Source organism: Paenibacillus fonticola DSM 21315 (assembly GCF_000381905.1).
In the GTDB taxonomy this organism is placed as follows: Bacteria; Bacillota; Bacilli; order Paenibacillales; family Paenibacillaceae; genus Fontibacillus; species Fontibacillus fonticola.
On record NZ_KB907255.1, the window covers coordinates 48,526 to 72,940 of the forward strand.

Consider the following 24,415-nt stretch of genomic DNA (forward strand, 5'->3'; position numbering starts at 1 on the left):
CAACAAATAGCGGATCTGGTGTCCGTTACGAGTGACCAGTCCTTCGAGTTCTGCCAATTCCGTCAGTCTCGTCAGTCTCGTCAGTCTCGTCAGTCTCATCACTCTCATTTCTCATGACTCTCACCAATTCCACTAACCCCTTTTTATTGCAATATATTTCATAAGCTTAAGCAAGTACGGCAGTTTCAGTAAGAGGTTAAGTAGCTGGCGATTTCCAGCCAGTCGAATGTAAGCCTGAGGGTCATGCTGCGGTCATGAAAAGCGATTTCCTTCACCGCAACAATGTCTGGCATGTAAGATTCCAAATGGATCTCCAGCCGTTCCAGCCCCAATAGCTGCGGGGATATTGAAACCTGCCTTACGCGCACAGCTTCAGGCGTCAATTCCAACTGGCCTGCCGAATATTCCATCCGATAATGAACCGCCGCACCGAATTCCGCCCTTCCCCACGAACCGCTCATGTGAACGAGAAGCATATCGCCGTCAAGCTGAAAATCCGCGCCTGTTACACTGATGGGCAGCTCATAGCGCTGTAATTCCTTCACCAGTTTCGCCTTGGCCAGGCTGTTGAACTCTGCCTCGCTCAGCTCTAGCTCGGGTTTGCGCGTTTCAAGCATCTGCGTAAGCTTGTCCTTCCAAACGATTTCGGAATAGTTCATATCCAGCGTTCGTTCTGGACGGACATATAGTATTACGATCGTCACCAGCAAAACTGCAAAAAGTAGGAACAATATCAGACTAAATCCCCATCGAAATCGCCTTTTTCTCATTTTTTCACACTCCTTTTCCAGCCTCTAAATTAAAAATAATCATTTTGAATGATTCTTTAGTTGCTTGATTGTTTATTAGATAAATACGAACATGTATACAATCAAATATATTCGAGGAGGAGTTATCATTGAAAAAATTTACCGCTATTACCGCTGCCGTCGTACTTTCTGCCGCTCTGGCTACAGCTGTCTCAGCAGCCGAGTCTGATTCCGTCATTCTGAACCTGGAAGAGCCGCTTATCCAGGCACAGGACACGGTGATCGCCCCGAATCCGATTAACCTGCAGGACATTACTAAGCTCTATGCCAATCCGAACGGGGATGCGATTAACGCTCTCGCTCCGCAGCTCGTCCACCCAACGGGACAAGTCATCAACGATTGGGTTGAAATATATACTTGGCTTGGCAAGGCCTGGATTCAAATTCCAGATTATGTTCCGGACTATAGCTAATTTATATCATAATCATTCATTTTCTGCACAAAATCGCTCCGCAGCGCAAAGGATTCCCCCTTTATGCCGCGGAGCGATTGATGATTAAAAGGCTTAAAAACCTTAATAGTGCAATTTATTATTTCAACACACTTCCACCGAACAGGAAGCGATGTTCCCATGAACCGTCAAACTGGTCGATACGGACGCCCCCGGATTTTACGGAATACGTATGCAGTAATTTTCCATCGCCTATATACATGGCAACATGCGTAATCCGTTGGCTATTTTTGTTAATTCCTTTATATGCAGCGGCAGACGAGCCTTTATAGCTCATGAAAAAGACCAGATCTCCTGCCTTCAGATCGCTTTTCTTATATACCGCTTTGCTGTTGTCCTTAATCCAGGCCCCTTGCTTACGGGAGTCAGATGGAAGATTAATGCCTAGGGCCTTATTGTAAATATGCTTTACGAAATCAGAGCAGTCAAAGGTTGCCGTCGTCTTCCGGTTCGACCCGAACTCGTAAGGGGTTCCCATATACTGCTTCCCGGTTTGGATGACTTTGTCAACTTGTTTCTTGATATCCGCAGGCAAGGATACGTCTGGCGCGGATGGCGTTCCGCCGTTAGAAGCAGTTGTTTTGCCGCTGACTTTTATATATTTGGGCGCAGCACTCACATAACCGATCTTTCCATCGGTATTTTTCACCTTATAGAAATACTTATTGCTTTGATCCAGCACCTGGACCGCTGTGCCCTTCTTTAAGAAGCCAATAACTTTTCCTGATAAGGAAGGCTTGTCCCGAAAATTAACTCCAGCTACGATCGATCCTGATTTCACAACCGCCTGTTGTGAGGCAGCCGCAGACATAGTTGCCGGCATCGCCGAGTAAATAGATAGTGCCATTGCACCGGTTAGTAATAAAGCCAAACTCCGTTTCAATGATGTAACCTCCTAGATGTGATTTGGAATTATGGACAAGTGCTGTAAATTCCTCCTTTCTTTTTAACTTCTAACCATTATATCGTTTGTCGAAGATTGTCTAAATAAGTCGTTTTTCGTGTTATGCAAATTTTTATATTACAAACTACCTACCAAAACCCGAAAACATAGTTCTATGTGCCCGTTTTTTATTAAGTGAACTATTTCCTCTTTATTTTAATTTTTCCAATCTGCTTGGATTGTCTTTTATTCATGCTGCCGCAAAGTTGCTGTATGACCGCAGTCACTCCTGAGTTCCTCCAATTGCAGTAAAATTGGCAAAACCATAAATTAGGGGGATAAAGGATAATAATGAACGATACTGCACAGCATGCTCAATTTACAGGGGCCCAGCTGCTCCTGAATTGTCTAATAGCGGAAAAGGTAGATACGATTTTTGGTTACCCGGGCGGAGCGGTTATCCCTATTTACGATGCTTTGTACGATTGTCGTCTTATCCGCCACATATTAACCCGGCACGAGCAGGCAGCCATTCATGCGGCGGACGGTTATGCCAGAGTGACGGGTAAACCAGGGGTGGCGCTGGTCACTTCCGGCCCCGGAGCCACCAATGCCGTAACAGGCATTGCCAATGCCTTTATGGATTCCGTTCCGCTCGTCGTATTGACAGGACAAGTTCCGACTCATCTCATTGGTCGGGATAGCTTTCAAGAAGTAAACATCTACGGGATGACGATGGATATTACGAAGCACAACTATCTCGTCAGAGATATTTCCGAACTGCCGCGCATCATTAAAGAATCTTTTTATATTGCTTCAACAGGAAGACCTGGCCCAGTCCTCATCGATCTTCCTAAAAACGTCATGACAGCGGCAACCCGTCTGTTGCCAACCGAGAGCATTGACATCAGGGGCTATCGCCCCTTCTCGCCGATTACAGATGAAACAGTGAGTCAAATTCGCAATTTCATTGAGCAGGCAAAGCGGCCGGTAATTATCGCCGGCGGCGGCGTGGTTTCCGCTGGAGCCACAGAGGCGCTGCTATTATTGGCCGAAAAAGCAAATATACCGGTCGTTAGCACATTGATGGGGATCGGTTCATTCCCTGCCAACCATACCGGGTATTTGGGAATGGCCGGTATGCACGGCACATTTGCTGCAAACCGTGCGGTTCATCGTGGGGATCTGCTGTTATGTCTAGGCACCAGATTCAATGACCGCTTATCCGGCAAAGCTCAGTCCTTCTCGCCAGGCTCCCGGAAGATTCATGTCGATATCGATAACGCCGAGCTAAATAAAAACATCCCGGTCGATCTAACAGTAACCAGTGATATTAACGACCTGTTAAATCGTTTATTGCCGATCGGCAAAAATAGCCATGCTTCCGCCTGGTTGAGCGAAGCAACCGGATGGCCCCGAAAAGTCCCCCATTACTCCGGTGAAGAAGGACATTTAAGTCCGGGCGAGGTGATTTCATTACTGAATAAATATACTGAGGGGAACTGTGTCGTAGCTACTGACGTCGGCCAGCATCAGATTTGGGCCGCGCATCATTATAAATTTGTTCGCCCCCGCTGCTTTCTTACCTCGGGAGGCCTCGGCACCATGGGATTTGGCTTTCCGGCCGCAATAGGCGCAGCAGTAGCCGATCCCTCCAAACCAGTACTATGTATTACCGGAGATGGAAGCTTCCAAATGAACTTGCAGGAAATGATGACTGCGGTGGATTACCAGCTGCCGATCAAAATTGCAATTTTGAACAATGGCTATCTCGGTATGGTCCGGCAATGGCAGCAGTTATTTTATGACAAGCGCTACTCCTCCGTTCAAATCTCCTCACCGGACTACGTGGCCTTCGCGAAGTCCTACGGAGTGGCTGGGCTGCGCGCGAACACTTTTCGCGAAGCCGACTCGATCATCAGACAAAGCTTGGACCTTCCTGGCCCGGTTCTAATGGAGTTCAACGTGAGAGAAGAGCAAAACGTCTATCCAATGGTGCCGCCAGGCGAAAGCAATGATCAAATGATTACTCGCGACACGTAGTCCTCTGCATAAAAAAATTGGAACCGTTAGAGTGCATTTACTCCAACGGTTCCATCTATGTTCCGGTCTTTGGCTCTACATGAACGTGAACGTGCATGACATTTTTCCGCCGCCGCATCTGATCCTCGACACGGTCACTGATCTCATGACTCTCCATTACCGTTAATAACGGATCCACTTCAATGACGACATCCACCAGTACATGGTTGCCATGAACACGCGCCTTCAAATCCCGAATCCCTTCCACGCCCTGAATTCTGGCAATGGAGCTGCGCAAGTCGCCAAGCTCGATCTCATCAAAGCCATCCGTCAGCCGATGCGTTGAATCCCTGAAAATATCCCAAGCCGTCTTGCAAATCAACAGGCCAACCGCAAAGGCGGCGACGGTATCCAGCCATGGCAATCCGAATTGGGCCCCGATGATTCCGACCGCTGCGCCGATACTGACTAGCGCATCGGACAAATTATCCTTAGCCGCAGCCATCAGCGCCTGATTGTTAATTTGCATCGCCAGCCTGCGGTTGTACGTATAAACGAACCACATAGCAACTGCACAGACGAGCGCCACCGCCGCAGAGCGGATGTCCGGCTGAATCTCTGCTCCAGCCACCAAAGAGCGAATCGAGCCGTAGATGACTTGAATCCCTACCATGGCCATAATAAAAGAGGCCAGTAAAGCGGCAATCGTCTCCGCCCGCATATGACCATAGGCATGATCCGAATCCGGCGGCTTCTGGGATATTCGTAAGCCGATCAATACCGCAAGCGAAGCAACGATGTCCGTCACGTTATTGAAACCATCCGCCACAAGAGCGCTAGACGCAAAAAAATACCCGCTAATCAGCTTAAATGCAGATAGAACCAGGTAAGCGGAAATGCTGATCCAGGCGCCCCGCTCTCCTTTGCGTATATCCTCATATATGCCCAAACCTGCACCTCCAGCTCCTTCTTTATATACAAATTAAATTTTGCTATATCATCGTAGCAAATGAACTTCGTGTGAGTCCAGAGAAACAGTGTTGCACCAGGCAAAAGCAAGCGTTATCCATTATTCCCGTTGTTCATTAATTTAAAAACGTATAGAATAAAGACAACCCCCTTTCTACCTAGGAGATGATCGAAATGACCGAAAGTAACGAACCGCGGAAAATCGACTTGGCCGAAGCGATGCGCCAGAAGCTGCAGCAGAAAAAACAGCAGCAAGCTGGAGGTAACAAACAAGGGTTCATGGGAACCGAGACCAAAGCAATGAAAAGCCAGAACAATAAAAAGCCGAATAACCAACGGCGCCGTACAGGCGGGTCATAGGAGGAGCAGCTCCAAGACGCAAAAGAGGGTGTCCCAAAAGTAAAGCTTGGAGCACCCTCACCAGCAAAATAGGATAGAAATCGTAAAAAAACCAAGGAGCTAAGCGGTTTGTTCTCGCTTAGCTCCTTGGTTTTTGGCATCGACGGCGGCTGTCTTAAGCTGATTGTGGGCAAGGGTAAGCCACTCCATCTCCAGACTACTTTTAGTAAGCCTCAAAGCAGGAACCTTTTGAAGCCCCGGTTGTTCTTCTATCCCCAAACACAGGCTCCGGCTCGATCATGCGCCTTGCGGCCTCTCTGACGCTGCGCGGAGTCCGCTTAATTTCAAGGCTGGAACATTTATAGATACGAGTATAATAACGATCATATAATATATAACTAGTCACCGGGGCGCTGCATGGAAAATTATATATACAAAAGCCTTAAAGCATAACCTTCTTCACTTCGGAGCATTTGCCTTGCCTAGTTTTTTAGCCGCAAATATTTTATGCTAACTTTGATCTCGCGATCACCTTGGACCTCTGTACACTGCGGCTTTAGCGGGCAATCCTCACAGCCGGGGCTTCGGTAATGTCGATATTCGATCTCATACCCGTTTTCAGTTTTCTCCTTACTTAAGTATTGCCCCCTATGATTTACTCTTTGCAGGACTTGCTTGAAATTAAAGTAGCAGGTTCGTTGAAGTGCCTGATCTAGGTTCGAGCATGAATCGCGGATTTCACGTTCTAAATGGAATTATAGTAGTTAGTTTCCGAGGTAAAGAAAGAAATGTAGATTTAAATGGATTTTATGTCTTTAGAAAAAGGGAATTGTCCATCATGGACAGGATTCTTGATTTTATGTGCATAAAATCCATCTAATCCATTAAATCATTCGTTTAGAGGATAATTAGATACATGGATTCCATTTAGTGTCGGACTACTTATGTCTAACAGTTCCACAGAAATTGGTTCCACAGAATCGAATAGCTTTCTAAAAAAAAGGGGCGCCCCTCAGTCATCTATGATGACTTCTGGGACAACCCCTTCTGCATTTAGCGCAGTTTTGCAATTATTTTTCTTCCGGATACATTTGCTTCCGTAAATTTTGAATTTCCTCGCTCTCGAGGTACTCGTCGTACGTCGTGACGCGGTCGATGATGCCATTTGGCGTAATTTCGACAATCCGGTTGGCAATCGTCTGGATGAACTGATGGTCATGGGACGTAAACAGAATCGTTCCGTCAAAATCGATCAGACCGTTGTTCAGCGCCGTAATGGACTCGAGGTCCAAGTGGTTCGTCGGCTCATCGAACACCAGCACGTTCGCGCCGTTCAGCATCATCTTCGCCAGCATGCAGCGAACCTTCTCGCCCCCGGACAGCACGCTCGCCTTCTTCAGCGCCTCTTCTCCGGAAAACAGCATCCGGCCCAAGAAGCCGCGAAGGAAGGTTTCATCCTGGTCATTCGAATATTCTCGCAGCCATTCGACCAGATTGAGGTTGACGCCGTCGAAATATTCAGAGTTATCTTTAGGGAAATATGCCTGCGATGTCGTTACGCCCCAGCTGTACTCTCCTGCGTCTGCTTCCATCTCGCCCATTACGATTTGGAAGAACGTCGTCTTCGGAATGCTGTTCGGACCGACAAATGCGATCTTGTCGCCTTTGTTGACGACAAGGCTGAAGTTGTCGAGTACCTTCTCGCCTTCGACCGTCTTGGTCAGGCCTTCGACGCTTAACAACTGCTTGCCCGCCTCGCGCTCGGACTTAAAGTGCAGGAACGGGTATTTCCGGTTCGAAGGACGGATATCGTCAAGCGTAATTTTGTCCAGCTGCTTCTTCCGGGACGTTGCCTGCTTCGATTTCGAGGCATTCGCGGAGAAACGCTGAATAAACGCTTGAAGCTCTTTGATCTTCTCTTCCTTCTTCTTGTTCGCATCACGCTGCAGCGCCAACGCCAATTGACTGGATTCATACCAGAAGTCATAGTTGCCCACGTACAGCTGAATTTTGCCGAAGTCGATGTCGGCGATATGCGTACAAACCTTGTTCAGGAAGTGACGGTCGTGGGATACGACGATGACGGTTCCCTCATAGTCCATGAGGAAATTTTCGAGCCATTGGATTGATTCCAAATCCAAATGGTTCGTCGGCTCATCCAGCAGCAGGTTGTTCGGCCGGCCGAACAACGCTTGGGCAAGCAATACCCGCACCTTCTCATTTCCGCTCAACTCGGCCATCTTCTTGTCATGAAGATCGCGCGGAATACCGAGTCCAATCAGAAGCGCCGCCGCATCCGGCTCGGCATCCCAGCCGTTCAGCTCCGCGAACTCTCCTTCCAGCTCTCCGGCCCGCATGCCGTCCTCTTCCGAGAAATCCGCTTTGGCGTAGAGCGCGTCCTTCTCCTTCATAATGGAATACAGGCGCGTATGGCCCATAATTACCGTCTCCAGAACCGGATACTCATCATACTCGTAATGGTTCTGCTTCAGCACCGCAAGGCGCTCATTCGGAGACATATGCACTTCACCCTGGTTCGGCTCGATCTCCCCGGAGAGGATTTTCAGGAAGGTGGATTTCCCCGCCCCGTTCGCCCCGATGAGGCCATAGCAGTTCCCCGGCGTAAACTTTATATTTACATCTTCAAAAAGTGCTCGTTTTCCATAGCGGAGCGTTACACCAGTAGTACTTATCATTTCGGCATTACCATCCTTTATCAATAATACACACTGGTCAACATTATAGCATAAATCGCTCCATATCGCCTGAAAGGATTCGCGATTTCCGGCACAAAAAAAGACGCGGGGCTCCCGCGTCTTCAGTAGAGTTCTGTTCTGCTCCCGGCTTACTTCGTTTGCCCGCTTTCAGGATAACGGAGCGTCTCCCCGTGCAACAGAATTTTGATGGCGCTCTCCGCAATTCCCCGGCGTTTCCGGTCTTCCTCCAAACGGTCGAGCGCCTCCCGGGCCGTATCATCCGCCAATCGAAACGTACCATAATGCATGGGGATCATCAGCTTCGCTTTGACATCAAGGAACGCCTGCAGCGCCTCCTCCGGCGTAGTATGCTGAGAGGTCATGAACCATTCTGGTTCATAAGCACCTATAGGCATCAGCGCGATATCGATTTTATATCGTTTGCCGATCTCTTCAAATCCCCGGAAATATCCGCTGTCACCGGCGAAATAAACGACATGCTCCTGCTCGCCTTCGTTTGTATGGGCCAGCTCCAGCACATAACCGCCCCAGTGCGAGGTGTTCATATCGAACAGTGTACGGCGTGTCCAATGCTGTGTCGGTACGAAGGATATTTTGACGCGCCCCATCTCCAGATGCTCCCACCAGCTCAGTTCCATAACCCGCTTAAATCCTTTGCGCCTGAGCTTCCGAGCGAGTCCGACCGGCACGATAATAGTCGTATTAGCTCCATATAATTTACGGATAGAGGAAATATGCATGTGATCGTAATGGGAATGAGAAAGCAGAATTACATCCACCTCCGGTATATCGCCGATTGGAATACCTGGTGTTCCGATCCGGCGCTGAAACCCCATACGGCTTGCCCATACTGGATCCGTGACGAAATTCAAGCCTCCATACTGAATCAGAAATGTAGCGTGACCGATCCAGGTTACGGAAGTCTCTGTTCTATTCTCCTGCAAATAATCCAACTGAGGGGGAGAATTCGGGATAATATAGGAATAATCCTTCTTCTTCCTGCGGCGCTCTTCCCGCCACTGCCTGAATTGCTTTAACGTTCGGTCGGTATTTACATTGTCGATATTCGTGTAGCGTGTTCTTGGCATGCTTGAGGAGTCCCTCCTTCTTGGTCGCCTCCATCTCGTTGTCTGCTTGTTCAGACGAACAAACAGCATTGCTAAATTCATTTGTATGCTTATCTGATGCAGAAGGTCCAAGGTTACTCAGTCTATTTTTCTATATTAGAACATATACACCCGTAATTCCAAACTTTTAATCAATCCGAAGGGTCCTTAAACCGGTATGCATAGATGAATAAAAATAAAACAGCACCGGCAATGACTAACTGCGGCGCCCACATCATCAGGAAATGCTCCATTATGAAAGTCACCCTTTCTTTGGCGAGCTCCCGCGAATATATTTGGCATCGAACAGAAACAAGCGCATCAACAGCACAAGCGAAGGAATCAAGATGAACAGCCCGGCAATGAAGGCCGTAATCAAGGCAACTGCCATCGTCTCATTTGTAAATCCTTCATAAATGCTCACCTGCTTATACAGAATGTAAGGCAAATGGGAGCGCCCATATCCGTACCAGGCAAAGCCGAATTGCAGCATGACAAGCAGGAAGGACCAGCCCAAATGACGCCGTCTCCATACCAAATATACCGCCAGCAGAAAACTGGCCAGCGAGGCAAGAAACATCCATGCCATACCAAGCATATTTTGAAAATGCTCCGGATTATGCCGGTTAAGCTGAAAAAAAGCAAGCACGGATGCGGCAATCGTCGGCCCGCTCCACATTAGGGCATACCCCCGCAGCACTTCAAACGCTAAGCGGTCCCCTGCCTTTTTGGCATAGAACGTCAGGAACATAGCTGAAATGTACAGCACCGACACGATAGCCAGCACGATCACAGACCAGGTGTAGGGGCTTGCGAAAAACAAGGCCCAGTCGAATAAAACGCCGCCGTCTTCTTCCCGGATAATCCCGCCTTCCGAGACCGCCAATACAGTTGACAGCGCTGCCGGAATGAACAATCCGGTCGAGCCGTAAATCGCCATATAAATCTTGTTGTCTTCTTTGCTGCTTCCATAAGTGTTATAGGCATAATAAGCCCCGCGAAGCGCGAGCAATACGGTGGCCAGGCTGCCCGGGACGAGCAGCGCCGTACCGTAGTAATAGGCTGACACCGGGAAAAAACCGACAAGGCCCACGACGAAAAAGATCAGAAATACGTTCGTCACTTCCCAGACGGGAGACAGGTAGCGCTGGATAATTTGATGGATTTTGTTCCGGTGTCCCGTAATGACACTGTAATAGCTAAAAAATCCAGCCCCAAAGTCAATCGAAGCGACGATAAGATATCCGAACAGAAACGTCCAAAGCACCGTTATTCCGACGATTTCATAGCTCATTACCTGCCCCTCCCTCAATTCCCCGCTCTTTCATTTCCGCGAGTACATCTTTATTCCGGAACAATTTGGCCAGCACAACGATGCAGGAAACGCAGAGCACGATATACAGGACGATGAACAGCACAAGCATCGAGCCGACATGAGGAGATGTTGTTGCCGCATCAGCCACTCTCATATAGCCGCGCACGATCCAGGGCTGGCGGCCAAGCTCAGCAAACATCCATCCCAGCTCAATTGAAATCATGGCAAACGGCCCGAGCGTCAGTATGCCGATCAACAGCCATTTCGGGTACCCTTTGTTCCTGCCCGGAAGTTTGCTGCGCAGCAGAAACAAAAATGGAATGAGGACGAGCAGCACGCCAAGCGTCACTTTCATGTCGAACATATAGTGAATAAGGAGCGGCGGCCAGTCGCTCTGCGGGAAGTCGTTCAAGCCAATTACCTTCGTCTTCGGAGAGCTGCCAGCCAAAACGCTGAGCGCATAAGGAAGCCGCAGTGCGTATTTCACCTGCTGGTTCTCGTCCAGAATTCCACCATAAATCAGAGGTGCCTTTTCCATCGTGTCAAAGTGCCATTCTGCCGCCGCCAGCTTCTCCGGCTGGTATTTGGCCAGAAATTTGCCGGAGAAGTCTCCAATGACCGCTGTCGAGACGGCAAAGACAAAGGCGCTTGTCACTGTAAGCTTGAGCGCTTTTTTGAAATAAGGATGGTTGCGCCCTTTCAGCATGCTGTAAGCGGCAATGCCTGCCAGCAGCCCGGCGCTCATCGTCAATGAGGATGCAACGACATGCGATACTTTCGTCGGAGTCGCCGGATTGAATATCGCCTTAAGCGGATCAATATGGGTGAACACTCCATTTTCCAGGGTAAAGCCCTGCGGCGTATTCATAAACGCATTTACAGACGTAATAAAAAACGCGGAGGAAAAGGCTCCAATCACGACGGGAATAAGCAGCAGCAAATGCAGCAAAGGCCGTCTAAACCGCTCCCACGTATACAAATAAATGCCGAGAAAAATCGCCTCGATAAAAAACGCAAAGGTCTCCATAAACAGCGGAAGAGCAATCGCTTGTCCGGCAACCCGCATAAATGTAGGCCATAATAAACTAAGCTGGAGACCAATAGAAGTTCCCGTAACTACGCCGACCGCCACCGAGATGACAAATCCCCGCGCCCATCTCCGGGCCAGCAGCGAGTAATGGGGGTCCTTATGCGTAATGCCTCTCCATTCCGCCAGTGCAATCATAAGCGGAACACCTACGCCGATCGAGGCGAAGTTAATGTGTACAAACAAAGTAAGCCCGGTGAGAATCCTGCTTAACGTGACTGGGTCTGTAGAAAACATGTTCCAGTTTCAGCTCCCTTTTTAAAATAGCCGTATATACGCGGATCACTGGCAGAGCGATCATCACGGTCCGGTGATTAACAATTCAATACGCTTGCAGGACTAAGAGCAGAAACGCGCGAATAAGGCGAAAAGCGCTGTTTGCTGTAGCATACAGCATGATGGCAGCTACTATGAGACATACAGCGATCAGCATTTTTTCCTGTTTTTGAAACATGAATAAAAAGCACCTCCTGCAGCAAGTCAGGCACTGCATAACATAACCATCCAGCGTTTACCTGTAGTTTGCCTATACAATTCCTATTTATTCCTAAACGTAAAGTGATGCTCCCGTTCCTCTGAAAGCTTGGGTAATCTCAACCCTTGATGTACAATAAGTTGAAAGGAGTGTGAACAATTTATGAAAATAGTGTTTATCGAACCGACGCCAAGTCCGAATACGATGAAGCTGCATTTAAGCGAAAGTCTCGAACCTGGCATCCGTAAAACATATACGTTAGACAATGAACGTTCCGCACCGCCCTGGATCGCCCAAATGCTGCATATCCCCGGTGTAAAAAGCGTCTTTCATACTGCCGACTTTGTCGCGCTCGATCGGAAAGGCAATGCCGACTGGTCAGTCATTCTGTCCAAGGTGCAAGAGCAGTTTGGACAGGAAAGTGTCGCCTCCGCATGGGAACAAGGCGATTTGGACCCTGACCGGGGGTACGGGGAAGCGCAAGTGTTCGTGCAGTTTTTCCGCAGCATTCCTATGCAGATCCGCGTCAAGTCCGGCACGCTGGAGGAGCGCATCGGCCTTGGCGAGCGATTTGTTCAGGCGGTGACGGATGTGGCCAGTGCGACCCTGATTAAGGAGCGCAAGCTGACCGACTATGGCGTGCGCTATGGGGAGCTGCCAGAGATCGCCCGCGAGGTAGAGCAGGAACTGGAAGCAGCTTATCCTCCCGAGCGGCTGCAAGCCCTTGTAGCTCAAGCGATCCAGCATGGCAGCAGCGAGGCTGAATTTGTAGAGCAGCGCCGTGAGCTTAGCATGGACGAAGTAAGGGAGCGGCTGCAAAGCGAGGATTGGCGCGTCCGCTACGCAGGGCTGGAAGCGCTGAAGCCGGATGCCGGGGCGCTCCCGCTGCTTGAGGAAGCGCTGCGAGACAAGCAGATGCAGGTGCGCCGCCTCGCCGTCGTCTATCTCGGCGACCTCGGTTCGCCGGAAGCGATGGAGCTGCTCTATGAAGCGCTGCGGGATAAATCTCCCGCCGTGCGCCGTACGGCTGGCGATACGCTGTCCGATATCGGCGATCCCGCAGCGACGGAAGCGATGATCGCCGCGCTGCAGGACACGAGCAAGCTCGTTCGCTGGCGCGCTGCCCGCTTCCTGTACGAAGTGGGCACGGACGATGCCAAGGAAGCGCTGCGCGCCGCTGCCGACGACCCGGAATTCGAAGTCGGTCTGCAGGCAAGAATGGCGCTTGAGCGCATCGAATCAGGCGAGCAGGCTGCGGGTACCGTGTGGCAGCAAATGGCGCAGGCGAGACAAAGCAGCGATGTCCAATAGAATGACATCGCCTTGAGCAGCTCATCTTTGCCAGTTAGCAGGTATTGGCGGGTATCAGCCGGTAGGTATTCGCGCTGGCAGGTATCAGTTGCCAGGCATCAGCCTGCAGGTGCTGGCTGGCGGGTATCAATTGACAGGGGCCAGCTGGCATCGTCTTAAAACGGCAAAAAAGCGCCTTGCGGCATCCACGTCGCAAGGCGCTTTTCTATATCTGCTATTCAGAAATACATTATTTGGTCTCCCAATGAATCTCGACTCGTAAATCCTTGGTTTCTTCCAGCGGCTCCGCTAAATAGGAAATATTGCTGACCGGCAGCTCATACAAGGTTGCCAGATGATCAAGCAGCTGCTTCTCCGTCCCTGAGTACCTGATCGTGACGGTATTTTTTTTCTCTTTGAGCGCTTGCCTTACCTGCCCCTGAATGCCTTGAGCATTTTTCATCACAGACTCCGGGTTATATAACGTGTATTCCAGCTGCTTCTCCAGATCCTGCAATCCCGCGGTATGTTGACCGCCTGCCGTTATTAGCGAGCGAAGCGTCTGACGATAAGACTGCTTAGCCGGCGGGTACACATTTCTCCAACTGTGCGTCTTTCTCATCTGCTCATCTGATCTCATATAGTAAGTATATTTAACGACGCCAGCCATATCCGGCACAGGATCGTCCCAGGTTGTATCCAAGTGGTACCAATGCCCGTTTATGTACACAAGGTTCCAGGCATGAAGCTGTCCTCCCGCACTTCCTTCGATGATTTGGTTATTCATCCCTGCCTGCTGCAATAGCTTATACGTTAACAGCGCATAGCCCTGACATACTGCAGTACCTGTCTTCAGGCCTTCGTAGGCGGTGTATTTCTGCAGTTTTTCATCGTATTTTAAATTCAGTACGACATAATCATGAATGGCCTTCACTTTCTGGTGCTCATTCATGCCCTCCTTGATAATCTCCTGCAGAATTTCCTTCACCCGCTCGTTAACATAAGCAGACTGAGCCGCGCTCTCCCGGTAGTTGATTTGAAAGGTAATCTTCGCTGAACCTGTAGTCCCCTTATAAGAGTAATTATAAAGATCGACAACATATTTCGTATAAGGATCATCGTCCAGCGCGGCATTCATAGCTTTCTGCATGTCGTTCTCAATATTTTGAGTGGAGCCTTGATATTTAAAAACAATCGTCGTTTGGCGATTTTGCATCATTTCAGCCAGAATAGTTTGAATCTCCTGCAAAGAAGATACGGACGCAGTCTTTAAAGTATTTTGTGAATCTGCAAATACTTCTGGGTAACCAACACCCGGGGGTATGGCACCAAACACAACGGCACTCACTATTCCTGCCACAATCCATCTTTTTACTGCTCGCTGCCTCATATCTTCTCCCAACCTTTCTGCTTAGAATATGACGGTATATCGATAGTTCAAGCCCATTGTAACACAACCTGTTTTGAAAAGGACTTCTAGTTTTGTCGAATCTCCCCGCGCCGGACCAATTCGATTTCGTCGAATCTCCCCGCAGGACCAATTTGTTTTCATCGACCATGGCCACGCCTCTTCCCATAGCCACCCTCGTCTTAAAAAAGACGATAAAACGCCTTATTTTCCTACCTGATTTCCTTTTAAATGGATAAAGGTTTAGGTATAATATAAAACATATTAACAGTGTGATAAATATCATTGCGTAATCAGCCATAATAGAAATGGAGAGACCGTTTTATGACTATAGTAAATATATCGGACATTTCCGTCCAACTTTTTATTACCGTAATGTTTTTCCTCCTGATCATTGCCCCGTTAGGCAGTCTCGGACTGTTGCGCCTGTTCCAGGGGAGGAAGAAGAGCGGATTTATTCTAATCGGCAGCGGCATTGTCAGCTATGTCGTCTTCCAGCTTGTCGTCGGTTTAGTCGTCTGAAAGCAGCCTGTTGGCTGGCCATTTTCATTGATCATCAGGCAAGAGGGGCGGCTAGCCCCCTCCTCTCGCCTATGAAGGCATGCGCTGCAAGTGCTTCTTCTTAGTTTAATCTATACCCATTTGACAACATCCTCTACCATTAACAAACTGTATAAACAATAACTCTTAGCTAGAGCCTGCAGCCCGCTTATCCCCTAATGATTCTCCCCTGCGGTTTTGTTGTATATAGCAAAAAGACAGCGAATAAACCGCTGTCTCTAAGTGATTTTACCTCTCTCAAATGTCGCTTTTTCAAAATATTTGTCTCTCAAAGTGTTGCTCTCTCATAAAATTTTAGCATTTCCAGAAAACCACATCGATAATATATGCAGCAAAACAAATCAATTATTTCGCAGCGGAGGCTGCCGCTTCATGCTCCAGATTCTCGATGTATTTCTCGCAGTCAAGAGCGGCCATGCATCCGCTGCCGGCAGCGGTAATGGCTTGGCGGTAACGGGAGTCTTGAACGTCGCCGCAAGCGAACACGCCCGGTACATTTGTTAAGGACGTTCCCGGCTTAACGACGATATACCCGTTGTCATCCGTATCAATTTGTCCGCCGAGGAAGCCGGTGTTCGGATGATGCCCAATTGCAACGAAAACGCCGCTCGCTTCAATAACCTCTTCCGCCCCGGTTTCATTGTTGCGCACTTTAAGTCCAGTAACGCCGGTGTCGCTCGTAACGACCTCAATCGGGGTGCGGTTAAGCGCCCATTCTACTTTCTCATTGGCCCGAACCCGATCCTGCATAATTTTGGACGCACGCAGTTCGTCACGACGATGAACTACAGTGACCTTCGATGCGAACCGCGTCAAGAAGCCTGCCTCCTCCAGCGCGGAATCTCCGCCGCCAACGACGATAATTTCCTTGCCCCGGAAGAAAAACCCGTCACAGGTTGCGCATGTACTAACACCACGCCCTACGTTATCCTGCTCCCCGGGAATGCCAAGATATTTAGCGGTTGCTCCCGTCGACAGCACCAAAGTATCGGATACCAATTCACCCAGGCCCTCTACCTGAAGCTTGAATGGGCGCTTGCTCAAATCAACTGAATTTACCCAGCCTGTGCGAAATTCAGCCCCGAAACGCTCCGCCTGCTTGCGCATGTTATCCATCAATTCCGGACCCATAATTCCCTCAGGAAATCCAGGGAAATTTTCCACGTCCGTCGTTGTCGTCAATTGGCCACCAGGCTGAGGCCCTTCGATTACAAGAGGCTTCAAGTTGGCGCGTGCCAAGTAAATAGCTGCTGTCAGCCCTGCCGGACCAGTTCCGATAATAATAGATTTATACATATATAACGTCCTCCTTCAAGGCAATTTAACACGAATGTCAGAGCAGATTGAACTGTACTCATTGATCTATAGCTGCATGGAATCATTATTAGCTAATCTTTATTATCTTGTAATCAGCAGCCAAGGTCAATATTTGCAGCGGGAGTGTATCGTGAAGTTTCCATGAAGGCTTAGTGAATTCAGTAAAGATAGCTTAGTGAATTCAGCAAGGATGGCAAGGTAAATTCGGCAAAGATAGCTTAGTCAATTCAGTAAAGATAGCTTAGTGAATTCAGCAAAAATAGCTAAGTGAGTTCAGTAAAAAAATTAGTAGTTACATTAATTGGTAAGTTCTTTGAAGTGAACTAGTCCATCCGCCAAAGCGGAACGGATCAGCGAAGCAGGCGAAGTCCGTTTAGAATGACGAGTAGTGTGCTTCCTTCATGTCCTATCACGCCAAGCGGCAGGGATATCCCTTGAACGAAATTGCCGGCGATCAAGAAGATGATAACGCCCGCTGCAAAAATGAGATTTTGCTTCACAATTTTTCGGGCACGCCGGGCCAGGGCAATCGTCTCCGCAATCATTTCCAAATTGTCATTCATCAATACAACATCAGCGACTTCCAGGGCAGCCCCCGTTCCTCCGGCGCCCATGGCGACGCCTACTGTGGAAGCGGCAAGCGCTGGAGCATCATTGACGCCATCCCCAACCATGACGGTGTGCCCGTGCTTGGCTCTCATTTTTCTCACATGCTCCACCTTGTCTTCCGGCAGCAAATCACCGTACACTTCATCGACCCCAGCCGCTTTCGCTACCGCCTTGGCAGTTCCGCTGCGGTCCCCTGTAAGCATCACGGTCTGCACTCCCAGCTCCCGCAGTTTAGCAATGGCTGCCATGGCCTGGGGCCGGATCGTATCCTGCAGAGCGATCAGCCCCACATATTTGTCATCTTGTAAAATAAGGGAGACGGTGTTGCCCTCGGCAACCAACACCTTCAATCGCTGCATTAATGCCGCTGGCATATCGGCGTCATTCTCATCGGCCTTGCCGATTCGCCACAGCTGTCCGTCCACCTGGGCTTCAATTCCCCAGCCGGTTATGGACTTCATCTCCTCCACTTTTTTCAGTTTTACGCCTTCCGTTCCCGCTCTGTTGACGATAGCCTGGGCCAGCGGATGCTCCGACAGGCTTTCCGCAGAAGCGCAGGCAGCCAGCACTTCCAAACGGTCATAGCCATCCGCTACGAACAGCTCGCTAACGACCGGCTGGCCTGCCGTCAAAGTTCCAGTTTTATCGAATGCTACAACCTTCGTACTGCCCAAATTGTCCATATGTGCCCCGCCTTTGAACAGAACACCTTTTCTGGCACTCTTCGACATGGCCGAAAGCATAGCCGGCATGACGGAAGAGACTAGTGCGCATGGGGAGGCGACAACAAGGAATACCATTGCCTTATAGAAGGCGAATGACCAGCTCCAATCCAGCAAAACAGGGGTAATTAAAATGAGCGCCGCCGTAATGGCGATGACTCCCTTTGCATATAACCCTTCCAGCCGTTTAATAAAACGTTGCGTTTCCGGTGTTTCATTCTGCGCCTGCTTGACCAGGGCAATGATTTTCGCAAACAAAGTTCCTTCGGCCGGGCTGGTGACTTCAATATAGAGTGCCCCTTCCCCATTTAATGTGCCTGCGTATACGCCGTCTCCTATCGCTTTATCCACCGGAATCGATTCACCGGTAATCGTCGCCTGGTTAACAGCCGAGCCTCCGCTGCGGATGAGCCCATCCGCCGGGATCACCTCGCCCGGCTTCACGAGCAGCAGATCACCGATGGCCAGTTTCTCCACGGGAACGACTTTCATACCATCCTGTCCTACTCTTACCGCTGTCTCCGGCTTCATGGAAATGAGCGCTGAAATATCCTTGTGACTGCGTTCGCTGGCAAACGACTCTAGCGCACCGCTGAGGGCAAATATGAAAATCAGCATGGCCCCCTCATTCCAGTAACCTATAGCAGCTGCTCCCAGCGCCGCTGCAATCATCAGCAGGTTGACATCGAGATCGCGTTCCTTGATCAGCGTTTCCAAACCTTCTTTGGCCTTTAGGTAGCCTCCCATCGTATAAGCGGCTATATATATCAATATCGACAAAGTCTGTGATAAGGACGCTACTCCCCAAGCGGTCAGCATCAGAACGCCACTGCCTAAAGCGAGCATAATTTCATGATGTCTCAGCATACGCAGCAGCGATTGGCGGCGACGGCGTCCCGGATCAGGTAAGTTGGCAGAATGCTGAATGGCGGATTGCTGTACACTGGAATGCTGAATAGCGGATTGCCCAGTGCTGGATTGCTGTAAACCGGACTGCGTAATGGCAGATTGCCGAATAGCCGATTGTTGTACAGTGGAAACCCCTTTGTGTATCGCTTGCATGTAAATCTCCTCCCTTAATCTGGTGTCTAATTGAGAATGAATACTATTGTTAATGCCCTTAAAATGGCACATGCTGCCCCGGGATCATCCCGGAGCAGCATGTAATTGAGAACGATAATCATTTTTGTATCAGATCAATAATTTTTCCTTGAGGCAACTTTTACTTTATTTTAAATCTTTTCTGCAGTTTTGTAAATAGGCAAACAGAAAAAATGGCAATAATAGGCGACCCAACTCCTCCCCCGCCATCATCTTGACGTTACCTGGTCCTGGTCTCTGAATGAAAAATACCGCTAGGCTTGGCTGAGATTAGCTGGAATTTTGTTTGAAGTCAGGTTGGTGATGGAGATGGAGAAGGAGATAAAGATAGAGAGTTAGAAATGGGAGGCGGAGTTAGGGATACATTTGGAATAGATGGGATGGGATGGGATGGGATGGGATGGGATGAGATGGAGATAATAGTTGTTGTTATGGTAGGGATAGTGTTAGGGATGACTAAAAGATGCATTTGGCTGATAGGTGGGGTTTAATTGAGCTAACTGTATTTCATGTATCTAATTTAGTATCAGTTGGAACACTTTACGAACTAAATGGATTTAGTACATCTAAAACTTCCATTTTCCCGAAAAACCCTGTAATCGGTCATTTTAAATGCAAGGAATCCAATTAGTCATAGCCTCCGGAGTAAAAGCCTCATTTTTACGACAGGAATTACAGTTAATGTACGAATTCCCCTTGCTCACCACTAGCATGACAGCAGTCCTCAACCACTTATAATCACCAATCTATCTAGTTCTTCAAGCCAATATAATTACTTATTACAAAAGTCACTCGAGCTGGAACATAGTTGCTTTAGGCTAATATAGTCACTTGTGTCCAGTAAGTCACTTTAATCCAGCATAGTCACTTTGACTGTATATTCCCTTTCGTCAACATAGCCACTTTATTCGTTTTATTCGTTTTATTCACTTTAGCCCTTTTAGCCCTTTTAGCCCTTTTAGCCACAACGCCACTCCCCGACGCCGCAATCACCACAGACGTCACAGCAGCCGCCCGTAACCGCCGAATTTTTACATGCTTCTATATCCAATAAAAAAGCTGCCCCCGAGGTTTAATAAGAAACCTGCGGGAGCAGCTTTAAAATTGCATTCAAAATCGCTAGCTTTAACGAGGTATGAACAAATAATTAGGCCTGGCTTGCCGCAATCGCTTGATCCAGATCATACAGAATATCCTCAATCGACTCCGTGCCGATCGACAGGCGGATGAGTCCAGGCGAAACGCCTGCTGACTCCTGCTCTTCCGGAGACAGCTGCAGGTGCGTCGTGCTTGCCGGATGGATAATCAAGGACTTGGAGTCGCCGACGTTGGCCAAATGCGAGAATAGCTTCACGCTGTTGATCAGCTTGCGGCCTGCTTCTACGCCGCCTTTGATTCCAAAGGTCAGGATCGCGCCTTGGCCTTTCGGCAAGTATTTCTGTGCAAGCGCATAGGATTCATGGCTTGGAAGTCCGGCGTAGCTCACCCATTCCACACTCGGATGTGCTTCGAGATGCTTCGCTACCTTCAACGCGTTCTCGCTATGACGCTCTACACGCAGGTGAAGCGTCTCGAGTCCTTGAAGCAGCAGCCAGGCGTTAAATGGAGACAAAGATGCGCCGAGATCGCGCTGCAGCTGAACTCGGGCTTTAATAATGTAAGCAAGCGGGCCAAGCGCTTCCGTATAAACAACACCGTTATAGCTCGGATCCGGCTCGGTCAGTCCAGGGAACTTGCCGCTGGCCTTCCAGTCGAATTTCCCGCCGTCGACGATGACGCCGCCGATGGACGTCCCGTGTCCGCCGATGAACTTCGTGGCGGAATGGACTACGACATCCGCTCCGTGCTTGATCGGCTGCAGCAAATACGGGCTCGGGAAAGTGTTGTCTACGATAAGCGGAATGCCATGCTCATGAGCAATCGCAGCTACCGCTTCGATATCAAGGACATCGCCTTTCGGATTACCGATCGTCTCCGCGTACAAAGCTTTGGTCTTGTCCGTGATCGCCGCCCGGAAATTGTCCGGGTTGGATGAATCCACGAAGGTCACCTTGATTCCCAGCTTGGCAAACGTCGTGGAGAACAGGTTATAGGTTCCGCCGTATAAGGTTGCAGAAGATACGATTTCATCCCCGGCACCTGCGATATTCAGGATTGAGAACGTAATCGCTGCCTGGCCGGAGCTCGTGGCAAGTGCGCCGACGCCGCCCTCGAGCGCCGCGACTCTTTTCTCGAACACATCGTTCGTCGGGTTCATAATACGGGAGTAAATGTTGCCGAATTCCTTCAATCCGAACAAATTAGCCGCATGCTCCGTATCGCGGAAGCCATAGGATGTTGTTTGATACAGCGGTACTGCACGCGAATAAGTAGTAGGATCAATTTCCTGACCCGCATGGACCGCAAGTGTTTCAAGACCGAGTTGACGCTCTTCAGACATAGTTAAATCCTCCTTTAAAATTTGCATATCCCTAAACGAGGGTAATGTTTTTCATATTCTCTCACATAATGAAGCGTTTGAAAATAGCAAATCCGATAATTTTCCTATGAATTAATCGATTTTCCATTACGCTGTGGACAACAAATAAGCCGCCAGCTGAATGCTGCGGCCCATTTGTACATATGTGCATGAAAATGTGCATACTGTTCATAATTTCCGCAAGGCTCAGAAAAACTATGCACATATTCACATTTAACTGCCTGCAGAGCCCCTTAGTGACCTTAGATTCCGGTTGTCCACATGTGCATAATTATATTTATCCGTCCCGGGATGCTGCGGAAAATTTCCGGATGAAGTAGGCATCCTCCATAGAAGGCAGAACTTCCTCAAGGCCGGGAAAAGGAATGTTCTCCGCAACCAGCCGCACGAAGAGGCTTTCATTCTCCAGCTCTCTCATAAAAATAATCCGCTGCTCGGGGAAATGGCGCATCTGCCGGCTTGTCACCGTTCCCTCCCAAACCTTCGAAGGAAGATCCCACTTCCATTCCGCAGCCCCGCCCTCAAAGCGAATCCTGCCGTTCTCAAGCCACACAATGCGATTTGCCGCTGCCTCCCACTCGTTCAATTCATGGACCGCGGCTACAACAATCCTCCCCAGTGCATAGCGCGTCAAATACGTAATCGCCAGCTTGCGCTCGCCCGAATCGAGCGCATTCAGCGGCTCGTCGAGGAAGAGGAATTTGGGTTGGGCCAGCAGCGCCTGAACGATGCCGATCCTTCTCTGCACGCCGATCGACAGCCGCTTGACCCGGGTATTCCGATACGACTCCAGCCGAAAATCGCGGATCAGGCGATCAACCGCCTCGGTATGGAACACTCCTTTCAGCTCGGCAAGATAAACAAGCAGCTTCTGCGTCGTCATCTCCTCATACAGCTCCAGATCGGATGGAACGTACCCGATTTGGCTGCGGACGAGCGGCAGATGATCGGCTGCCTCCCGGTTCTGGTAGGCGATTCGGCCTTTCCGCGGTTTATCTGCCGTTGCCAGCAGCTTCAGAAGCGTCGACTTTCCTGCCCCGTTAGGACCGGCGAGAAGCGTCAGCCCCGGGTAAAGCCGCAGTTGGTCAATCGACAACTTGAACGCGCCTAAAGACTGCTCAATATGATCAATGGATATCATGGCCGGCACCTGCATCTGCACTTGCACTTGCACTTGAACTTATTTCGAATTTCATTTTGCGGCTGCGGTAATAAGATCGCAGCAGCAGCAATACTCCTGCGACCAGCAGCAGACCGTCGATCAGCACCCGGTATTCGACGCGCAAAACGTAGGAAGAGGAGTTATCAATGTAGATGAACCACAACGCATATACGGTTAAAGCGCTGGCCAGCGCATAATAAATTCCTTTGCGAAACAGAACATACATGGCCGCTCCGCTCGTCAGCAGCGTAATTCCGAGCCACTGCAGCAGGAATGGCCCCAGCGGCAAGACAAATTCGCCCGCCTGAAAGATGCGGATGCTTACGATAATCGAGCTGACGAACGCCCAGCCAACGATCAGAGCGATGACGATCAGCATACGGCTGTACATGACGAGCGCCGGTGGATAGGGGGTAATGCTCTCGATAGAACGCATTCCGGGATCCCAGGTCCGGTAGCTGAACAGCATAGAGGCGATCAGCATTAACGGCGTAATGACCGGAAACAACGAACCCGGCAAAATTCCCAAGGATAACACTGGCCGATACGGGTCGACGAGAAGAATGAGCATCAGAAACACTGCTGAACTGGACAATATCAACGATTTGCGATTCAGGCGAAATTGGCTGCGCAGCAGCTTCCGCAAGGTGGGAGCTTCGACCTGCTCATTGAACTGAAGCGACTCTGAGGCATATTCCGCCTTAAGCGCGTCGAACTCCGGCTGAAGCCTGCGAATCAGCTCCGCTGTCTCCGACGGGGACGGCGGGGGGGCCACAGCGCGCCGCAGCGGGTCCTGAAGCTGCTGTTCCAGCAGTTCCAGCTCTTTATCGATAAAGTGATTCATGAAGCGGCACCTCCTTGTCCTTGTTTCTGCTCTTGTCTTTGTCTTTGTTATTGTTCTTGGTTTTGGTCTTGTTCTCTGTTTTGGCTTTGATCCTGCTGTTTCGGTTACGGCTTCCTGCTAGCGGGTAAGGCAAATCCAGGTCAGTGCCTTTGGCCAATACGCGCTTCAATTTTCGCAAGGCTCCGTATAGATGCGATTTGACGGAGCTGAGGGGGATTTCCTGCAGCTCCGCGATTTCCTGCAGCTTTAGGTCATGGAAGAAGCGCATCCTGACCACTTCCTGCTGAATTTCCGGTAAATATTCCAAAGTAGCGGCAATCTGCCTGGCCGTTTCCTGTCTTTCCAGCATCTCTTCGGCGCCGGGGGCAGGATCAGCATCATCCGGCATTTCCTCGGCAGCGGTATGCTCGGAGCGGAAGGAGGCGCTGCGCCAATAATCCCGGCATAAATTCAGCGCCACTTTGTACAGCCATGCCCGCAGCTGCTCCATTCCCCCATGCTGCCGCAGGTGCCGGATGAGCCGGATGAACGTCTCCTGGACGATATCCTCAGCTTTTCCGCGATCCTTCAGCTGCTGGGTCACGTAATTGAGTAACGGGCCATGGTACCGGGTGACAAGAAGCTCAAAAGCCTCCTGATCCCCCAAGGCCATTCGTTCCGTTAATTGCTGATCGGAAATCATTGCTCCCCCCTCCTCTTTGTTGTTTATAGCAGAAATAGCATCAACATAGCGAAATGATTAAATAAG

Annotated in this window: 21 protein-coding genes and 2 pseudogenes; 5 read left to right on the plus strand and 18 right to left on the minus strand. The window is 49.6% G+C overall.

What is annotated here, in order from left to right; genetic code table 11:
• Positions 1–185: 185 nt before the first annotated feature.
• Positions 186–770: a hypothetical protein gene (locus tag G358_RS0112540; RefSeq protein ID WP_019637575.1), complete on the minus strand. Its 585-nt coding sequence runs from the start codon at positions 768–770 to the stop codon at positions 186–188.
• A 128-nt stretch (positions 771–898) separates the two neighbouring features.
• On the opposite strand from G358_RS0112540, the gene G358_RS0112545 reads away from it, so the two are divergent.
• Positions 899–1,222, plus strand: coding sequence for a hypothetical protein (locus G358_RS0112545; RefSeq protein WP_019637576.1), 324 nt, complete (start codon positions 899–901; stop codon positions 1,220–1,222).
• 118 nt (positions 1,223–1,340) lie between these two features.
• Here G358_RS0112545 and G358_RS0112550 read toward each other — a convergent pair whose 3' ends face one another.
• The gene (locus G358_RS0112550) at positions 1,341–2,144 is read right to left on the minus strand and encodes a C40 family peptidase (protein ID WP_019637577.1); all 804 of its coding nucleotides are present in this window, start codon (positions 2,142–2,144) and stop codon (positions 1,341–1,343) included.
• 351 nt (positions 2,145–2,495) lie between these two features.
• On the opposite strand from G358_RS0112550, the gene ilvB reads away from it, so the two are divergent.
• Positions 2,496–4,187: a biosynthetic-type acetolactate synthase large subunit gene (gene ilvB / locus G358_RS0112555; protein WP_019637578.1), complete on the plus strand. Its 1,692-nt coding sequence runs from the start codon at positions 2,496–2,498 to the stop codon at positions 4,185–4,187.
• A gap of 55 nt (positions 4,188–4,242) precedes the next feature.
• Here ilvB and G358_RS0112560 read toward each other — a convergent pair whose 3' ends face one another.
• On the minus strand, positions 4,243–5,115 hold the full coding sequence (locus tag G358_RS0112560; protein WP_019637579.1) for a cation diffusion facilitator family transporter: 873 nt from the start codon (positions 5,113–5,115) through the stop codon (positions 4,243–4,245).
• A gap of 194 nt (positions 5,116–5,309) precedes the next feature.
• Here G358_RS0112560 and G358_RS0112565 point away from each other — a divergent pair, with 194 nt between their 5' ends.
• Entirely contained in the window at positions 5,310–5,495 is a 186-nt protein-coding gene (locus tag G358_RS0112565) for a hypothetical protein (protein ID WP_019637580.1), read from the plus strand.
• Positions 5,496–5,594: 99 nt separating this feature from the next.
• Here G358_RS0112565 and G358_RS34540 read toward each other — a convergent pair.
• The 8 genes and pseudogenes from G358_RS34540 to G358_RS34285 form a co-directional block, all read right to left on the minus strand.
• A pseudogene (locus tag G358_RS34540) lies at positions 5,595–5,787 on the minus strand (IS1182 family transposase); the annotation flags it as partial.
• A 172-nt stretch (positions 5,788–5,959) separates the two neighbouring features.
• Positions 5,960–6,118 (minus strand): annotated as a pseudogene (locus G358_RS34545) (transposase); the annotation flags it as partial.
• A 426-nt stretch (positions 6,119–6,544) separates the two neighbouring features.
• On the minus strand, positions 6,545–8,170 hold the full coding sequence (locus tag G358_RS0112575; RefSeq protein ID WP_019637582.1) for an ABC-F family ATP-binding cassette domain-containing protein: 1,626 nt from the start codon (positions 8,168–8,170) through the stop codon (positions 6,545–6,547).
• Positions 8,171–8,319: 149 nt separating this feature from the next.
• Complete coding sequence (locus tag G358_RS0112580) at positions 8,320–9,279, minus strand: MBL fold metallo-hydrolase (RefSeq protein WP_019637583.1); 960 nt, start codon at positions 9,277–9,279, stop codon at positions 8,320–8,322.
• A gap of 170 nt (positions 9,280–9,449) precedes the next feature.
• Complete coding sequence (gene cydS / locus G358_RS34550) at positions 9,450–9,551, minus strand: cytochrome bd oxidase small subunit CydS family protein (RefSeq protein WP_019637584.1); 102 nt, start codon at positions 9,549–9,551, stop codon at positions 9,450–9,452.
• Positions 9,552–9,559: 8 nt separating this feature from the next.
• Entirely contained in the window at positions 9,560–10,591 is a 1,032-nt protein-coding gene (locus tag G358_RS0112590) for a cytochrome d ubiquinol oxidase subunit II (RefSeq protein ID WP_019637585.1), read from the minus strand.
• Positions 10,581–11,936, minus strand: a complete 1,356-nt coding sequence (locus G358_RS0112595) for a cytochrome ubiquinol oxidase subunit I (RefSeq protein ID WP_019637586.1) — start codon at positions 11,934–11,936, stop codon at positions 10,581–10,583. The genes G358_RS0112590 and G358_RS0112595 overlap by 11 nt, the downstream gene beginning before the upstream one ends.
• 85 nt (positions 11,937–12,021) lie before the next feature.
• Positions 12,022–12,153: a hypothetical protein gene (locus G358_RS34285; RefSeq protein ID WP_019637587.1), complete on the minus strand. Its 132-nt coding sequence runs from the start codon at positions 12,151–12,153 to the stop codon at positions 12,022–12,024.
• Positions 12,154–12,336: 183 nt separating this feature from the next.
• Here G358_RS34285 and G358_RS0112605 point away from each other — a divergent pair, with 183 nt between their 5' ends.
• Positions 12,337–13,485, plus strand: coding sequence for a virulence factor (locus G358_RS0112605; protein WP_019637588.1), 1,149 nt, complete (start codon positions 12,337–12,339; stop codon positions 13,483–13,485).
• A gap of 229 nt (positions 13,486–13,714) precedes the next feature.
• On the opposite strand, the gene G358_RS0112610 is transcribed toward G358_RS0112605, so the two are convergent.
• A complete protein-coding gene (locus tag G358_RS0112610) occupies positions 13,715–14,854 on the minus strand; it encodes a transglutaminase domain-containing protein (protein ID WP_019637589.1) in 1,140 nt (379 codons plus the stop codon).
• 342 nt (positions 14,855–15,196) lie between these two features.
• Between G358_RS0112610 and G358_RS0112615 the strand changes: the two genes are divergently transcribed.
• Positions 15,197–15,394: a hypothetical protein gene (locus tag G358_RS0112615; protein WP_019637590.1), complete on the plus strand. Its 198-nt coding sequence runs from the start codon at positions 15,197–15,199 to the stop codon at positions 15,392–15,394.
• Positions 15,395–15,778: 384 nt separating this feature from the next.
• Here G358_RS0112615 and trxB read toward each other — a convergent pair whose 3' ends face one another.
• From trxB to G358_RS0112655, 6 genes are all read right to left on the minus strand, one after another.
• Entirely contained in the window at positions 15,779–16,729 is a 951-nt protein-coding gene (gene trxB, locus G358_RS0112620; RefSeq protein ID WP_019637591.1) for a thioredoxin-disulfide reductase, read from the minus strand.
• A gap of 371 nt (positions 16,730–17,100) precedes the next feature.
• Entirely contained in the window at positions 17,101–19,143 is a 2,043-nt protein-coding gene (locus tag G358_RS0112625; RefSeq protein ID WP_019637592.1) for a heavy metal translocating P-type ATPase, read from the minus strand.
• A 1,186-nt stretch (positions 19,144–20,329) separates the two neighbouring features.
• Positions 20,330–21,622: a homocysteine synthase gene (locus G358_RS0112640; RefSeq protein ID WP_019637595.1), complete on the minus strand. Its 1,293-nt coding sequence runs from the start codon at positions 21,620–21,622 to the stop codon at positions 20,330–20,332.
• A 316-nt stretch (positions 21,623–21,938) separates the two neighbouring features.
• The gene (locus tag G358_RS0112645) at positions 21,939–22,802 is read right to left on the minus strand and encodes an ATP-binding cassette domain-containing protein (RefSeq protein ID WP_019637596.1); all 864 of its coding nucleotides are present in this window, start codon (positions 22,800–22,802) and stop codon (positions 21,939–21,941) included.
• The gene (locus tag G358_RS0112650; RefSeq protein WP_019637597.1) at positions 22,789–23,667 is read right to left on the minus strand and encodes a hypothetical protein; all 879 of its coding nucleotides are present in this window, start codon (positions 23,665–23,667) and stop codon (positions 22,789–22,791) included. The genes G358_RS0112645 and G358_RS0112650 overlap by 14 nt, the downstream gene beginning before the upstream one ends.
• Positions 23,648–24,349 (minus strand): RNA polymerase sigma factor, encoded by a 702-nt coding sequence (locus tag G358_RS0112655; protein ID WP_019637598.1) that lies wholly within the window; start codon positions 24,347–24,349, stop codon positions 23,648–23,650. Before G358_RS0112655 ends, G358_RS0112650 begins: the two co-directional genes overlap by 20 nt.
• Between the last annotated feature and the right edge of the window lie 66 nt (positions 24,350–24,415).

Excerpts from the sequence above, each read along its gene's own strand:
- G358_RS0112540 (WP_019637575.1), bottom strand. The coding sequence starts at position 770 with ATGAGAAAAAGGCGATTTCGATGGGGATTTAGTCTGATATTGTTCCTA.
- ilvB (WP_019637578.1), top strand. The coding sequence starts at position 2,496 with ATGAACGATACTGCACAGCATGCTCAATTTACAGGGGCCCAGCTGCTC.
- G358_RS0112565 (WP_019637580.1), top strand. The coding sequence starts at position 5,310 with ATGACCGAAAGTAACGAACCGCGGAAAATCGACTTGGCCGAAGCGATG.
- G358_RS0112575 (WP_019637582.1), bottom strand. The coding sequence starts at position 8,170 with ATGATAAGTACTACTGGTGTAACGCTCCGCTATGGAAAACGAGCACTT.
- G358_RS0112580 (WP_019637583.1), bottom strand. The coding sequence starts at position 9,279 with ATGCCAAGAACACGCTACACGAATATCGACAATGTAAATACCGACCGA.
- cydS (WP_019637584.1), bottom strand. The coding sequence starts at position 9,551 with ATGGAGCATTTCCTGATGATGTGGGCGCCGCAGTTAGTCATTGCCGGT.
- G358_RS0112590 (WP_019637585.1), bottom strand. The coding sequence starts at position 10,591 with ATGAGCTATGAAATCGTCGGAATAACGGTGCTTTGGACGTTTCTGTTC.
- G358_RS0112595 (WP_019637586.1), bottom strand. The coding sequence starts at position 11,936 with ATGTTTTCTACAGACCCAGTCACGTTAAGCAGGATTCTCACCGGGCTT.
- G358_RS34285 (WP_019637587.1), bottom strand. The coding sequence starts at position 12,153 with ATGTTTCAAAAACAGGAAAAAATGCTGATCGCTGTATGTCTCATAGTA.
- G358_RS0112605 (WP_019637588.1), top strand. The coding sequence starts at position 12,337 with ATGAAAATAGTGTTTATCGAACCGACGCCAAGTCCGAATACGATGAAG.
- G358_RS0112610 (WP_019637589.1), bottom strand. The coding sequence starts at position 14,854 with ATGAGGCAGCGAGCAGTAAAAAGATGGATTGTGGCAGGAATAGTGAGT.
- G358_RS0112615 (WP_019637590.1), top strand. The coding sequence starts at position 15,197 with ATGACTATAGTAAATATATCGGACATTTCCGTCCAACTTTTTATTACC.
- trxB (WP_019637591.1), bottom strand. The coding sequence starts at position 16,729 with ATGTATAAATCTATTATTATCGGAACTGGTCCGGCAGGGCTGACAGCA.
- G358_RS0112625 (WP_019637592.1), bottom strand. The coding sequence starts at position 19,143 with ATGCAAGCGATACACAAAGGGGTTTCCACTGTACAACAATCGGCTATT.
- G358_RS0112640 (WP_019637595.1), bottom strand. The coding sequence starts at position 21,622 with ATGTCTGAAGAGCGTCAACTCGGTCTTGAAACACTTGCGGTCCATGCG.
- G358_RS0112645 (WP_019637596.1), bottom strand. The coding sequence starts at position 22,802 with ATGATATCCATTGATCATATTGAGCAGTCTTTAGGCGCGTTCAAGTTG.
- G358_RS0112650 (WP_019637597.1), bottom strand. The coding sequence starts at position 23,667 with ATGAATCACTTTATCGATAAAGAGCTGGAACTGCTGGAACAGCAGCTT.
- G358_RS0112655 (WP_019637598.1), bottom strand. The coding sequence starts at position 24,349 with ATGATTTCCGATCAGCAATTAACGGAACGAATGGCCTTGGGGGATCAG.